A 14691-nucleotide genomic window follows, 5' to 3' on the forward strand; every position below is an offset into this window, starting at 1 on the left:
ACCGGTAAAGCGGTAATCACCTCCTTTACTTTCTAAACAATAGATGCTTTCAGCCTGACAACCAGGAAGTTTTTATAGGATGATAAGTGATTATTCTAATTGGTGTAGTCTGGACATAAAAAAGGGAAGCTATTGCTTCCCTTTTTTTATTTACATACTAAAAACCTTATTTCTGCTTAACAGCATCGGCTCTCTTATTCATGGCGTCAGCATCTTTGTTGCGGCCTAAGGCCAGGTAAACTTTAGCTAAAGTATCCATGGTATTGGCATCGTTCGGGTTAGCCTTTAAAGCAGCTTCAAAGAAAGGCAGTGAAGCATTGAAATGCTTTTTCATTTCGGGCTCCATCTTAGGTGCGTTTTTAGAGTAGGTGGCAGAGTTCATAGCGCGCAGCTTTTTATTAATCTCAAAACCCCGGTTAAAGTGAACCACACCCAGATTAAAGTTTGCGGTAGCATTTGCCGGCTCTAATGCCAAAGCCTTTTTATAATTGTCTTCTGCCTTATCAAATTGCTTGGTTTGCTCATACACCTGACCTAACACCAGGTATAAGTTTATATTTTTGGGGTCTACCTTAATGGCGTTCTCCAGCTTAGAAATGGCTTCGGTACTTTTACCTGAGCTAATATAAACGTTCAGTTCTTCCAGCATCAACTCTTTGTTGTTCGGGTTGGCTTTTAAACCTTCTTCCAGCACTTTCATGGCTTCTGCTTCGTTTTTATCAACCTCTTTGGCAATGTAATACAAGCGGTTGTAAACGTTAGGCTTGGTATAATTAATACCAATCAGCTTGCGGTAATTTTCTTTGGCCCCGGCAAAGTTATTAGACTGTTCGGCCGAGGTAGCAGCATATAAATAGGCGGTGGTATCCTGCGGACGAGCGGCCTGCGCTTTGGTAAAAGCGGTGAAAGCTTCGGCATATTTCTGCTCCTGGTAATTTTTTACGCCTTCGTTCAGCGCCGTAACGTAAACCACTTCGCCTAGTGCCGCTTTCTTTTCTTTGGCTTGCTTGGCGTATTCGCCGTCCGGCTTATCCAAGGCAATGGCTTTGTCGTAGGCAGCTAATGCTTCTGTTAAAGGGTCTTGAGCCAAAGTGCCGTAAATCGGATTGCTTATCATACCGGCATACACTTCACCTTTGGTAAACCAAGCCTTGGGGTCATTGGCAGTTTTTTCGTGTGCCACGGCCTTGTCAATTTCCGTTTTTGCTTTATCTAAGGTCCCGTTTTTGAGGTGTAAAGATGCATTAGTAACAGCCGACTTTTGGGCAAAAGCAAGTTGCATACTAAACGCCGCAACTGCTGTTAATAAGAGCTTTTTCATAAATTAATTTTTGTGTGTTTGGGTTAAGTTTAAAAATTAGTTTTCATTAATCAAATCCGGATCAATTAAATCAGGGTTTAACGATTCATCGGCGGGCAGTTCCGATTGATTCAGCACTATTTCTTCGGCCAATTCATCGGCTTTCTCTTCGTTTTCTATTTTAGCTACCGAAGATATTTCATCGCCTTCGTTTATTTTAATTAGCCGTACCCCCTGGGTAGCCCGGCCAATAACGCGTAAATCGGAAACCCGTAAGCGAATGGTAATACCGGATTTATTTATAATCATTAAATCATCGGTATCAATTACGCCGTGGATAGCTACCAAATGGCCGGTTTTTTCGGTAATATTTAAGGTTTTTACGCCTTTGCCGCCCCGGTTGGTTATCCGGTATTCTTCAATAGCCGATTTTTTGCCATAACCTTTTTCCGAAACTACCAGCAAATTCATCTGCTCATCTTTAACACAAACCATACCAACAACTTTATCGTCGTCGTTGGCCAGGGTTACGCCCCGCACACCGGCGGCGTTCCGGCCCATGGAGCGTACTTTGTCTTCGTTAAACCGCACCGCCCGGCCCGATTTTAAAGCCAGTACAATATCGTTGGTACCGTTGGTTAACTGCACATCCAGCAGGCAGTCGCCTTCGTTAATGGTAATAGCGTTAATACCGTTTAAACGAGGCCGCGAATAAGCTTCGAGCGGTGTTTTCTTGATAATACCTTTTTCGGTACAGAAAATAAGATAATTATTTAAAACGTAATCCGGATCCTTTAAATCGTGCACGTTAATAACGGCGCGTACTTTATCATCTTTCTCTATTTGGATCAGGTTTTGGATAGCCCGGCCCTTGGTGGTTTTGCCGCCCTCCGGAATTTCGTAAACTTTTAACCAGAACACCCGGCCAAGCTCGGTAAAGAAAAGCATGTAATTATGCGTGCTGGCAATAAATAAATGCTCGGTAAAGTCGTCTTGCTTGCCGGCCGATGCTCCCCGCGAACCTACGCCTCCCCGGCCTTGGCTGCGGTATTCGGTTAAAGCCGTGCGTTTAATATAGCCTTCGTGCGAAATGGTAATAACCATGCTCTCATCCGGAATCATATCTTCCATCGAGAAATCGCTCGACGACATTTCTACCGTGGTCCGGCGGTCATCGCCGTAGCGGTCTTTAATTTCCAGGAGCTCATCTTTGATAATCTGCATCCGGACGGCTTCGCTGGCTAATATCTCTTGTAAACGGGCGATAAAAGCTTTTATCTCTTCGTATTCTTTTACAATTTTATCGCGCTCCAGGCCGGTTAAACGTTGCAAACGCATATCCAGAATGGCCCGCGCCTGAATATCGCTCAGACTGAAACGCTCAATTAAACCGGCCCGGGCAATTTCCGGATCGCGTGAAGAGCGAATGAGGTTGATAACTTCGTCGAGGTTATCGAGGGCAATTAATAATCCTTCCAAGATGTGCGCCCGTTTCTGCGCTTCGGCCAGTTCGTACTCGGTGCGCCGGATAACTACTTCGTGGCGGTGTTCCACAAAATATTTAATCTGGTCTTTCAGGTTCAGGGTCATAGGCCGTCCTGCGACCAATGCCACGTTGTTTACCCCGAAAGAAGATTGCAGTTGGGTATATTTGTAAAGGTTGTTCAGCACCACGTTCGGCATGGCGTCGCGTTTCAGGTCGTACACAATGCGTAAGCCATCGCGGTCCGATTCGTCGCGTAAGTCCGAAATTCCTTCTATTTTCTTTTCGTTGATTAAAGCGGCCGTTTTTTCGATCATGGCAGCTTTGTTTACCATGTACGGAATTTCGGTAACAATTATCTGTTCTTTGCCAGTTGGGGTGGTTTCGAAAGTGGCCTTGGCCCGCATAATAACCCGGCCGCGGCCCGTTTCAAAAGCCGTACGCACGCCTTCGTAGCCGTAAATAATACCACCGGTCGGAAAATCCGGCGCAGTAATATGCTCCATGAGCTCGGCTATGGTAATTTCATTATTATCGATGTAAGCTATAATGCCATTTACTACTTCCGATAAGTTGTGGGGCGCCATGTTCGTAGCCATACCCACTGCAATACCAGACGTACCGTTTATCAATAAATTTGGGATTTTAGCCGGCATTACGCTGGGCTCATTCAGCGAGTCGTCGAAGTTAGGCACAAAATCAACGGTATTTTTTTCGAGGTCAGCCAGCAGTTCGTCGGCAATCCGCTTCAAACGGGCTTCGGTGTAACGCATGGCAGCCGGTGAGTCGCCGTCGATAGAACCAAAGTTACCCTGGCCATCTACCAGCGGGTAACGCAACGACCAATCCTGGGCCATCCGCACCATGGTATCGTAAACCGAGGCATCGCCGTGCGGGTGGTATTTACCCAGTACTTCGCCCACAATACGGGCCGATTTTTTGTAAGCTTTGTTGTAAGACACCCCCAGTTCCGACATACCGTACAGAACCCGGCGGTGCACTGGTTTTAAGCCGTCGCGCACATCGGGCAAAGCCCGTGAGATGATAACCGACATCGAATAATCGATGTAGGCGCCGCGCATTTCATCTTCAATATTTATAGGAATTATTTTTTCGCCTTCAGCCATAGAGATAGCTCAAAAATTTATTTAATTATTTACAATAAAAGCTGCAAGTTACGCATTTTTTGCCGTTTTCCCTAGCTTTATTTCTGCTTCTTGCGGTCCTTCCGTTGCGATTTTTGATTGTCCTGGGCGGGCCTGTTGGGTAGTTTCTCGCCAATGCGCGGGTTTTGTTTTTTCCAGATGGGTTGCCCCCGATAGGCTTTTTTGCCGTGCAAATGCTGTTTGCGAATGTGGCAGGAATAAATTTTGCAAGCCGGTTTGCAAGCCGAGAAACTTAATAATGAAACGAAAAATATTAAAATATACTTATGCATAAATTTTAAAGAAAATGATCCGGCTTTTCCAGGCTGCAAAAGAACAACCAGAGCAGGTTCAAGATCCTTTGTATAAACGAAATTATTAAAAGTTTATTCTAAAGGTTAAATCAAATATCTTTAAAACTAAATAATTATTTAGTAAATCAGTTGCTGACAAACCAAATAAGAAAGAAAAGCTGCTTCAGCTTTTCAGCATTTCAGTTGTTTGCCGTTCGTCTGCAAAATTTTTAAAAATATTAAACTCCAATTTTATCACCGTTAAATATATTTCCCGGAGTCGTGCGCACTGTCCGGCCGAAGAAGAAAGAGATATTTATTCAGCAGCAGGCAACCCTTCCATAATTATTTCCGTGCAGGCGGCACAATCAAGAAATTAATAACGAGGAAATAAATCAACTATGGAAAGAAAAGAATTCTTATCGCTATTGGGATCGAGTGCAGCAGCATTATTTGCGGTTGGTTGTTTAGGAGGCTGTTCCAGCTCCGATTCGGAGGATCCGCAGCCGGGTGGCGGGAATCAGCCCAAAAAAGACTTCACCTTAAACTTAGCTTTACCCGCTAATGCCAGCCTCAAAACACCGGGCAATGCCTTGATCAGCAGCGGCGTAATCGTGGCTTTCACCAATACCTCTACGTATGTGGCAGTGTCTTCTACCTGTACCCACCAGGGCGGCACTATAATGTACAACGCTACCGGCAAAAGATTTGATTGCCCGGTGCACGGCTCGGCTTTTAACGAGAATGGCTCGGTGCTGAATGGCCCGGCTGCTACTGCCCTGAAACAATACAAAACTACCTTAACCGGCGACACTTTGCGGGTGTACGAAGATTAGCCGCGTCACAAAATATTCCTACTGATCGATTCCGCTTAAAATCCGCCGGATATCGTTCGTTTTTTTCATGAGTTCAAAGCTGGCCGCTTCGTCCTGGTTATCGATCATGTTTTTAAATTCCTGCAACTTCCGGATGTAACTATCCAGGGCGGCAGAAATATTGCGGCTGTTCTGGGTAAATATAGGCGCCCACATTTCGGGCGAACTTTTGGCTAACCGCACCGTGGAAGAAAAACCACTACCAGCCATATTAAAAATATTTTCTTCGTCTTTCTCTTTTTCCAGGACGGTAGCGCCCAAAGCAAAAGAACTGATGTGACTCAGGTGCGACACGTAAGCCAGGTGCAAATCGTGCGAATCGGCGGGCATGTAACTCAAGCGCATGTCCAGTTGCCGGAAAATGTCTTCCACCAGTTTTACCGATTCGGGCCGACTTTTTTCCTTGTCGCAGATGATCATTATTTTGCGGGGCAGCAACCCGGCAAAAGCGGCTTCGGGCCCCGAATTTTCGGTACCGGCAATGGGGTGCACCGCTACAAACTGGGCGCGTTTGGGGTTGTTCTGCACCACGCCGCAAATAAGTTCTTTCGTAGAACCAAAATCTATTAAAGTGGCCTTTTCCGGGAGCATATCTAACACCGGATTAAGCATGGCTATTAAAGCATTAACCGGCACCGCCAGCACCGTTAAATCAGCTTTTTTTACTCCCGCTTCCAGGTCCGATATTTCATCCACCAAGCCCAATTCCAAGGCTTTAGCCGCATGTTCCGGGTTGTTGTCTACCCCTATAAAATGATAATGATATGGCAGTTGTTTTAATCCTAAAGCAAACGACCCGCCCAGCAGGCCCAGGCCCACAATACAAATATTCATACCGCTAAATGACAAGTTTCTTTCTTAAATTCCAAATATCTTTTCCGAAAGCATTGGCCACGAAATGGGTTTAAATAATTTAGGCGCGGTTTTTGAACTATAGCAGAAGATTTTTTTTTATAGTACTAGAAAGCTTTTACCCGGCTTCTAAAAGAAAAACAAAGTGGTAGAACTTAATAATTATTTAATTTTTAAATTTTTTAAAACAAAGATTTTCTAATTGAGTAAATTTATTACATTTGCCGCGAATTTAATGGAGAAATATACCACATATCGCAACTTCTTTGCCGCCGCACCTTGCCCTAAGGTCGTGTCGTCTCCATTTATCAATCCTGCGTATAGACAGGTCTACCCCTTGCGGGCGTAGTCTGTTCCGGGCGACCTACGTAGTTGCCTTCTTTCCAACTTCTTTTTGTTTTTTAAGTATTCCTGAAGCAGGATTTTTATTCATTTTTAAATTTTTTTAGATCAGATGATCCAAAATAATAAATCTGTTAATGCCGAACAACTTGTACCACCACAGGTTGATGCAGATTTTATCATACAGGTAGCTACCGCCAACCACACCCAGTTTGCCCAGATTATTGTGGATGAAATGGAGTCATCGGCCAAGCTGCGCGGTACCGGTATTGCCAAGCGTTCGCCGGAATATATTAAAGAAAAAATGCTCGAAGGCAAAGCCGTAATAGCTTTAAGCCACGATAACGTGTGGGCGGGTTTCTGTTATATCGAAACCTGGGGCCACGGCGAGTACGTGGCCAATTCGGGTTTAATTGTTTCGCCCAACTTCCGCCAAAGCGGTTTAGCAAAGCGGATTAAAGAAAAAATATTTGAGTTATCGCGGAAGAAATATCCGCACGCTAAAATATTTGGTTTAACCACCGGGCTGGCGGTTATGAAAATTAACTCCGACCTGGGTTATAAACCGGTAACCTACTCGGAACTTACCAACGACGAAGAGTTCTGGAAAGGCTGCCGCAGTTGTGTTAACTTCGATATTTTAACGGCCAAAGAGCGAAAAAACTGCCTGTGTACGGCCATGTTGTACGACCCGGCGGAAGAAGCAAAAAATAAGGCTAAAAACGGCATTAAGAACTCGGAGCCGGATAAGAAAGAAGATAAAGGTCTTTTGGATTTTGTTAAGAATTCAAAGCTTTATGAGCGGTGGATGCAGATTAAGCAGCACGTGCTGTTGCGCGAACGTAAAAACAAAGGCATAATGCACTCGTTGCGTACTGTTTTGAACAGTTTGTTTTAGTGGTTTATATTTGCGTTTAGTTAAAAAAATATTTTAGGTACAGGTAATGCGCCCCAAGGCGTTATTACATGTATCAAAACCCTATCAACCTTTCTACATGAAAAAAGTGGTATTAGCCTTTAGTGGCGGCCTCGACACCTCGTATTGCGTTAAATATCTTTCCGAAGAGTTAAACCTGGAAGTTTATTCGGCTATTGTAAACACCGGCGGTTTTTCTGCCGATGAACTGGCTGAAATTGAGCGGCGGGCTTATGCCTTAGGCGTAAAGCAACACCTGACCCTGGACGAAACCGGAGATTATTATAATAGCTGTATTCGTTACCTGATTTTTGGTAATGTTTTAAAAAACAACACTTATCCCCTTTCGGTAAGTGCCGAGCGCGTGTACCAGGCTTTGGCCATTGCCCGCTACGCCAAAGAAATAGATGCCGATTACGTAGCCCACGGCAGCACCGGCGCCGGTAACGACCAGGTACGTTTCGACATGATATTTAATATCATGATTCCGGATATTCAGATATTAACGCCAATAAGAGATTTGAAATTATCGCGCCAGGAGGAAATTGATTTCCTGAAGCAGCACGGGGTGGAAATGAATTTTGAGAAAGCGGCTTATTCTATAAATAAAGGTTTGTGGGGCACGTCGGTAGGCGGAAAAGAAACCCTTACTTCTTACGGTTACTTACCCGAAGAGGCCTGGCCTACTCAGGTTACCAAACAAAACCCCGAGGAAGTAAAACTGCTTTTCCAAAATGGTGAACTGAAAGGCATCAACGACCAGCAGTTCGAAAACCCGGTAGAAGCTATTCAAAAGTTAAACGAAATTGCCGCGCCTTTCGGCGTAGGCCGCGATATTCACGTGGGCGATACCATTATTGGTATTAAAGGTCGGGTTGGTTTTGAAGCCGCGGCACCCATGGTAATTATTAAAGCGCACCATGCCCTGGAAAAACACGTGCTTACCAAATGGCAGCTTTACTGGAAAGATCAGTTAGCGGTATGGTACGGTAACTTGTTGCACGAAGGTCAGTTTTTAGATCCGGTAATGCGGAACATTGAGAAGTTTTTAGAAGATACCCAAGCTACCGTTAGCGGCACGGTAACCGTAGGGCTGGCGCCTTACCGCTTCTACGTGGTTGGTATTGAATCGGAGCACGATTTAATGGCATCTAAATTTGGTTCTTACGGCGAAATGAACAACGCCTGGACCGGCGAAGACGTGAAAGGCTTCTCGAAAATATTCGGTAACCAAACCATGATTTACCAGAAAGTAAATGAGCGCTAACCAAACCTCCGACCAGAAAGTACGGGTGGGCATTGTTGGGGGCGCTGGTTATACCGGTGGCGAGTTATTACGCATTTTGCTGCAGCATCCCAACGCCGACATCAGCTTTGTGCACAGCTCCAGCAACGGTGGCCGCCCGGTTTACGAAGTCCATACCGATCTACTCGGCGAAACCGAACTAACTTTTAGTACCGAATATTCCGATGCGGTAGATGTCGTATTTCTGTGCGTGGGCCACGGGGCAGCTAAAAAGTTTCTGGAAGGACAAAAATTTCCGGCAACCGTAAAAATTATTGACTTAAGCCAGGACTTCCGTTTAGCGGCTACTGCTAATTTTGATGGCCGCATCTTTGTATACGGTTTACCGGAGTTACAGAAAGAGGCGGTTGTTAACGCCGAAAATATTGCTAATCCCGGTTGCTTTGCTACCTGCATTCAGCTGGCTTTATTGCCATTGGCCAGCCAGAACAAACTAAATGCGCCGGTACATATCAGCGGTATCACCGGTTCTACGGGAGCCGGCCAAAGTTTATCCGAAACCAGTCATTTCAGTTGGCGTGACAGCAATATTTCGACCTATAAATTATTTAACCACCAGCACCTGCACGAAATCAGGCAAAGCTTAGGTCAGTTGCAAACCGCTGAAATTCCGGCTATTAATTTTGTGCCTTACCGGGGCAATTTTACCCGGGGAATATTGATTACGGCTTATTTGCAAAGTAACTTAACGTTGGAAGAAGCCAGAGCGCTTTACAACAGTTATTATCAGGCGCATCCGTTTGTGCATTTATCAGACGTTAATCCACACTTAAAACAAGTGGTTAATACAAATAAATGCATTTTGCACGTAGATAAGGTGGGCGACCAGTTAGTTATTATCAGCATGATTGATAACTTGGTTAAAGGCGCTTCCGGCCAGGCCGTGCAAAATATGAACCTTATTTTTGGTTTGGCAGAGACGGCTGGGTTGCAATTAAAACCATCAGGCTTCTAAATTTTAAACCTAAAAGTAAGCAAAATCTGTCATTCAGGAGGAAACTTTGTAGTTGTCTGCTACATAGTTTCCTCCTGAATGACAAAAGTTGGCAGCTTAGACTCTTTTTAAAAATGAAAAAAGGTAACGCTGCTTGCATGGTCAAACTTACAACGTAGTTTAAACAACGTTAAACTTACCACAACATGAAATTATTTGACGTTTATCCTCTTTTCGACATCACGCCGGTAAAAGCTGAAGGCTCTTACGTTTGGGATGAGAAAGGCATTAAATATTTGGATTTGTACGGCGGGCATGCGGTAATTTCTATAGGCCATAGCCACCCCCACTATGTTCAAAAGCTAACGGAACAACTAAACCAGATTGGGTTTTACTCTAACTCCGTTAAGATTCCGCAACAACAAGAATTAGCCGATAAATTAGCGAAACAATGCGGCTACTCGGATTACAGTTTATTCCTGATAAATTCCGGAGCCGAAGCGAACGAAAATGCCCTGAAAGCGGCCTCGTTTTACAACGGTCGGAAAAAAGTAATCTCATTTAGTAAATCCTTTCACGGCCGTACTTCTGCGGGCGTTGCGGCCACCGACGATAAATCAATTCAAGCACCCATCAACAAGGGGCACGAGGTATTGTTTTTACCATTGAATGATGCTGCTGCGTTTGAGCAAGTACAGAATCCGGAGGAATATTGTGCGGTAATTATTGAAGGTATCCAGGGGATTGGCGGCGTTTATACCCCTAATGCTGAATTCTTGACGCAGATTCGCGCGTTCTGCGACCAGCATAATATTATTTTAATTCTCGATGAAATTCAATCGGGTTATGGCCGTTCGGGTAAATTCTTTGCCCACCAATATGCCAATGTACAAGCCGATATTATTACCATGGCCAAAGGTATGGGCAACGGATTTCCGGTGGGTGGTATTTTATTGAGTCCGAAGTTTGAGGCGAAATACGGCATGTTGGGCACTACTTTTGGCGGAAACTACCTGGCCTGTGCGGCTTCTATTGCGGTATTAGATGTGCTGAAAGAAGAGAATTTAGTGGAGAATGCGGCAGAAGTTGGCAATTATTTAATCGAGAAGTTACGCCAGACCGAAGGTGTTTTGGAAGTGCGCGGCCAGGGTTTGATGATTGGGGTAGAAATGCCTTATCCGGTGGCGGATTTGCGGAAAGAACTACTGAACGAATACAAGATATTTACGGGTTCGGCTTCTAATAAAAATACGTTGCGTATTTTGCCGGCCCTGAACCTGAAAAAAGAAGAAGCCGATATTTTCCTCGAAGCTTTTTCAAATGTACTGACGAAATCTCTAGTATAAGCATGAAATTATTCACGTCTGTTAATGATGTTACTGACATCTCCGGGTTGGTGAAGGAAGCTTTACACTTAAAGCAAAATCCTTTCGCGCATAAAGAACTTGGCAAAAATAAAACGTTGGGTTTAATATTTTTAAATCCAAGTTTGCGTACCCGTCTCAGTACCCAAAAAGCCGCCTTAAACCTGGGCATGGAGGTAATTGTAATGAATATTGATAAGGAAGGCTGGGCGCTAGAAACCCGCGATGGTGTGGTGATGAATGATACCACCGTAGAACACATCCGGGAGGCGGCTGGTGTAATGGGCGAATATTTTGATATTCTGGGCATCCGCTCTTTTCCGAGCCTGCAAAACCGAGACGAAGATTACAGCGAAGATATTTTAAATAAATTTATAAAATTCTCGGGTTTGCCTTTGGTAAGTCTGGAATCAGGTACGCGGCATCCGCTGCAAAGCCTGACCGATTTAATAACCATTACCGAACATGCGCCGCAGGGCCGTCGGCCGAAAGTGGTATTAACCTGGGCTCCGCACGTAAAAGCCTTACCGCAGGCCGTACCCAATTCTTTTGCCGAGTGGATGTGTAAAGCCGATGTAGATTTTACCATTACCCACCCCGAAGGCTACGAACTGGATATGCAGTTTACCAACGGCGCGAATATTAGCTACAACCAGGAAGAAGCCCTGCAAGACGCAGATTTTATTTATGTCAAAAACTGGTCGTCGTACCAGGATTACGGCAAAGTTATTACCACCGACCCAAGTTGGATGCTGACCCGCGACCGGCTGGGGGTTACAAATAACGCCAAAGTAATGCACTGTTTACCGGTGCGCCGCGATTTGGAATTAGGCGCCGATATCCTGGATAGTACTGATTCGCTGGTAATAAAAGAAGCCGGTAACCGGGTGTGGGCCGCCCAGATAGTATTAAAAAAAATGCTGGAAGCCAATATTAAACAAGCCGATGAAAGACGCTTTGCAGGTAGTTAAAATTGGTGGTAACATCATCGACGACGAAGCCAAACTAAATTCTTTTTTAAAAGACTTTGCCCGGTTAACCGGCCCTAAAATATTGGTGCACGGCGGCGGTAAAATAGCTACCGAAGTAAGTAAAGGCCTAGGCATTGAAGCCCGCATGGTAGATGGCCGGCGCATTACCGATGCCGAAACTTTACGGGTTGTTACCATGGTGTACGGTGGCTTAGTAAATAAAAATATTGTAGCCAAACTGCAGGCTAATAATTGCAATGCCTTGGGTTTAACCGGAGCCGATGCAGATATAATTCCGGCTACCAAACGTCCGGTGAAGGATATTGACTATGGTTTTGTGGGCGATATTGCCGAAGGTGCAATTCCAGCCGCTACCTTGCAGTTACTACTCGATAATAATTTAACGCCGGTAATTGCCCCGCTTACGCACGATGGGCAAGGCAATTTATTAAATACCAATGCCGATACCATTGCTTCGGCTTTGGCCGTAGCTTTATCCCATATTTTCCCGACGCAGCTTACTTATTGTTTCGAGAAAAAAGGGGTTTTGGTAGATATCAACGATGATAATTCGGTCATTCATCAGATAACCCCAAATCAATATGAGTCGCTTAAAAATGATGGTACCATCGCGCAGGGCATGATTCCGAAACTCGATAATGCTTTCCGGGCCATTGAAGCCGGCGTTAACTCCGTTATTATATGCCACGCCGACGAATTATTGCGTATTCTGAAAAAGCAAGCGACGGCCGGTACCAAATTAATTAAAGGCGACAGATAGATAAGTCTTTCACTTGGGGAAAATCCCTGTCCTTTCTACTTTTAACCCGGTTTAAATATTTAACTTATTAGTAATGGGTACTCAAAACGAATCAATCGCCATATTAGGCGGTGGCAATATCGGGCTATCGTTGGCCAAAGGATTAGTAAAATCCGGCAAATACGAAGCCGGCCAAATAATTATTACCCGGCGTAACTTACGGGCCATTGCCGAGCTGGCCGAAGAAGGGTATCAGATTACCGACGACAATGTAAAAGCGGTGCGTTATGCCAGCATAGTGGTTCTGGCCGTATTGCCGCAGCAATTAAATATTTTGCTCGATGCCATCCAGGAGGTAGTTGATCCGGCTAAGCATTTATTGATTTCAGTAGCTTCGGGCGTTAACGTGAGTGATATTACAAACCGCCTGGGCAAAGATGTACAGGTAGTGCGCGCGATGCCCAACACCGCTATTGCCATTCAGGAATCCATGACCTGTATCGCCTCTCAGAATGCTTCTTCCGAAAATATTACCAAGGTAATAGAGCTGTTTAATACCGTAGGCGAAACCGTGCAGATCCACGAAGAATTAATGACTTCGGCTACGGCGCTTTGTGCCTGCGGCATTGCTTTTTTCCTGCGGGCTATCCGGGCGGCTTCCCAGGGCGGCATCGAGATTGGCTTTCATGCGGCAGAAGCATTGCACATGGCGGCCCAAACGGCCAAAGGTGCCGCCGAGTTATTGCTGACCAACAAAAGTCATCCGGAAAACGAAATTGATAAAGTTACCTCGCCCAAAGGGTGTACCATTGCCGGGCTGAACGAAATGGAGCACTCGGGCTTTAGCTCGGCGCTAATTAAAGGCATCCGGCAATCATCCATTAAAGCCGGTAACCTTTACGTAAACGATTAGATTTTTGGCAACAATATTGGCATGAGCGGAGCGGATTCTTTTAATCAGAATATTGGGCAGGCAGCAAATCAGCAAATCAGTTTTCTTTACCAGGAAGCGTTGGGTTTGTTAAAAGACTTAATTTCTGTGCCTTCATTTAGCCGTGAGGAACATCAGACGGCCGACCTGATTAACAATTTTTTGAAACGTCACGGCGTATCTACCCAGCGGCAACTAAATAATATATGGGCCTTTAACCAACATTATAATCCGGGTTTGCCTACGGTGCTGCTAAATTCGCACCACGACACTGTAAAACCGAATAAAGGCTGGACCAAGGATCCTTTTTTCCCTTTGGAAGAAGAAGGCAAGCTGTTCGGACTGGGCAGCAACGATGCCGGTGGTTGCCTGGTTTCGCTGATTGCAACCTTCTTATATTTTTACCCGCAAAAAGACCTGGCTTATAATTTGGTTTTAGCAGCTACTGCCGAAGAAGAAATTTCGGGACGCAATGGCATCGAACGTATCTGGCCCGATTTAGGGAATATTCAGTTTGCCATTGTGGGAGAACCTACCGAAATGCATTTGGCTGTTGCCGAAAAAGGATTAATGGTACTGGATTGCGTTACGACCGGCAAATCGGGGCATGCCGCCCGGGAGGAAGGTGAGAACGCTATTTATAAAGCTTTGCCGGATATTAATTGGTTCCAAACTTTTCAATTCCCGAAGGTATCGGAATATTTAGGCCCGGTAAAAATGAGTGTAACTGTTATTCAGGCCGGTACCCAGCACAACGTCGTTCCCGACCGTTGCAACTTTACGGTAGATGTGCGGGTAACGGATAGTTATACCAATGAAGAAGTATTGGCTCTTATTAAGGAGCAGGTGGATTCGGAAGTAACGCCCCGTTCTACCCGGTTGCGTTCTTCGAGCATCGCCAAAGACAGCAAAATCGTGCAGGCGGGGCTGGCACTCGGCCGTAAAACTTATGGTTCTCCTACTACATCCGATCAAGCTTTAATGCCGGTTCCATCTTTAAAAATAGGCCCCGGCGACTCGGCCCGCTCCCACACCGCCGATGAATATATTTACTTACGCGAACTGGAAGAAGGAATTGACTTATACATTAGGCTTTTAAGTCAGGTGGTATTTTAAGTTGTATGTTGGACGTTTAACGAGATACGTTACCATAATTGTATAATTAGAAAGAACCAATATTTAACTAAATTGCCCGCTCATTTAATATATACAGGACTTT

General features: G+C 44.9%; 13 protein-coding genes. 9 read left to right on the forward strand and 4 right to left on the reverse strand.

Annotated features, from left to right (window positions below; translation table 11 throughout):
• Positions 1-166 precede the first annotated feature (166 nt).
• The 3 genes from AAE02nite_RS20150 to AAE02nite_RS20160 form a co-directional block, all read right to left on the reverse strand.
• Positions 167-1321, reverse strand: coding sequence for a tetratricopeptide repeat protein (locus AAE02nite_RS20150; protein ID WP_146902158.1), 1155 nt, complete (start codon positions 1319-1321; stop codon positions 167-169).
• Positions 1322-1357: 36 nt separating this feature from the next.
• Positions 1358-3910 (reverse strand): DNA gyrase subunit A, encoded by a 2553-nt coding sequence (gene gyrA / locus AAE02nite_RS20155; RefSeq protein ID WP_146902161.1) that lies wholly within the window; start codon positions 3908-3910, stop codon positions 1358-1360.
• A 77-nt stretch (positions 3911-3987) separates the two neighbouring features.
• Positions 3988-4221 carry a hypothetical protein gene (locus AAE02nite_RS20160; RefSeq protein ID WP_146902164.1) on the reverse strand — a complete coding sequence of 78 codons (234 nt, stop codon included), beginning with the start codon at positions 4219-4221 and terminating at the stop codon, positions 3988-3990.
• A 401-nt stretch (positions 4222-4622) separates the two neighbouring features.
• Here AAE02nite_RS20160 and AAE02nite_RS20165 point away from each other — a divergent pair, with 401 nt between their 5' ends.
• A complete protein-coding gene (locus tag AAE02nite_RS20165) occupies positions 4623-5057 on the forward strand; it encodes a Rieske (2Fe-2S) protein (RefSeq protein WP_146902167.1) in 435 nt (144 codons plus the stop codon).
• Between the two features lie 18 nt (positions 5058-5075).
• On the opposite strand, the gene AAE02nite_RS20170 is transcribed toward AAE02nite_RS20165, so the two are convergent.
• Positions 5076-5930 carry a prephenate dehydrogenase gene (locus tag AAE02nite_RS20170; RefSeq protein WP_146902170.1) on the reverse strand — a complete coding sequence of 285 codons (855 nt, stop codon included), beginning with the start codon at positions 5928-5930 and terminating at the stop codon, positions 5076-5078.
• 472 nt (positions 5931-6402) lie between these two features.
• Between AAE02nite_RS20170 and AAE02nite_RS20175 the strand changes: the two genes are divergently transcribed.
• From AAE02nite_RS20175 to AAE02nite_RS20210, 8 genes are all read left to right on the forward strand, one after another.
• Positions 6403-7188: a GNAT family N-acetyltransferase gene (locus tag AAE02nite_RS20175; protein WP_146902173.1), complete on the forward strand. Its 786-nt coding sequence runs from the start codon at positions 6403-6405 to the stop codon at positions 7186-7188.
• Between the two features lie 97 nt (positions 7189-7285).
• Complete coding sequence (gene argG / locus AAE02nite_RS20180) at positions 7286-8473, forward strand: argininosuccinate synthase (protein WP_146902176.1); 1188 nt, start codon at positions 7286-7288, stop codon at positions 8471-8473.
• Positions 8463-9467 carry an N-acetyl-gamma-glutamyl-phosphate reductase gene (argC, locus tag AAE02nite_RS20185; RefSeq protein WP_146902179.1) on the forward strand — a complete coding sequence of 335 codons (1005 nt, stop codon included), beginning with the start codon at positions 8463-8465 and terminating at the stop codon, positions 9465-9467. Before argG ends, argC begins: the two co-directional genes overlap by 11 nt.
• A 185-nt stretch (positions 9468-9652) precedes the next feature.
• Positions 9653-10792 carry an aspartate aminotransferase family protein gene (locus tag AAE02nite_RS20190; protein ID WP_146902182.1) on the forward strand — a complete coding sequence of 380 codons (1140 nt, stop codon included), beginning with the start codon at positions 9653-9655 and terminating at the stop codon, positions 10790-10792.
• A 2-nt stretch (positions 10793-10794) separates the two neighbouring features.
• Positions 10795-11781: a Rossmann-fold NAD(P)-binding domain-containing protein gene (locus AAE02nite_RS20195; protein WP_146902185.1), complete on the forward strand. Its 987-nt coding sequence runs from the start codon at positions 10795-10797 to the stop codon at positions 11779-11781.
• Entirely contained in the window at positions 11756-12562 is an 807-nt protein-coding gene (gene argB, locus AAE02nite_RS20200; RefSeq protein ID WP_146902188.1) for an acetylglutamate kinase, read from the forward strand. The genes AAE02nite_RS20195 and argB overlap by 26 nt, the downstream gene beginning before the upstream one ends.
• A 73-nt stretch (positions 12563-12635) precedes the next feature.
• Positions 12636-13454 (forward strand): pyrroline-5-carboxylate reductase, encoded by an 819-nt coding sequence (gene proC, locus AAE02nite_RS20205; protein ID WP_146902191.1) that lies wholly within the window; start codon positions 12636-12638, stop codon positions 13452-13454.
• Between the two features lie 21 nt (positions 13455-13475).
• On the forward strand, positions 13476-14588 hold the full coding sequence (locus AAE02nite_RS20210; RefSeq protein ID WP_146902194.1) for a M20 family metallo-hydrolase: 1113 nt from the start codon (positions 13476-13478) through the stop codon (positions 14586-14588).
• Positions 14589-14691: the final 103 nt, after the last annotated feature.

The sequence above is a fragment of the Adhaeribacter aerolatus genome (assembly GCF_007991635.1).
GTDB lineage: Bacteria > Bacteroidota > Bacteroidia > Cytophagales > Hymenobacteraceae > Adhaeribacter > Adhaeribacter aerolatus.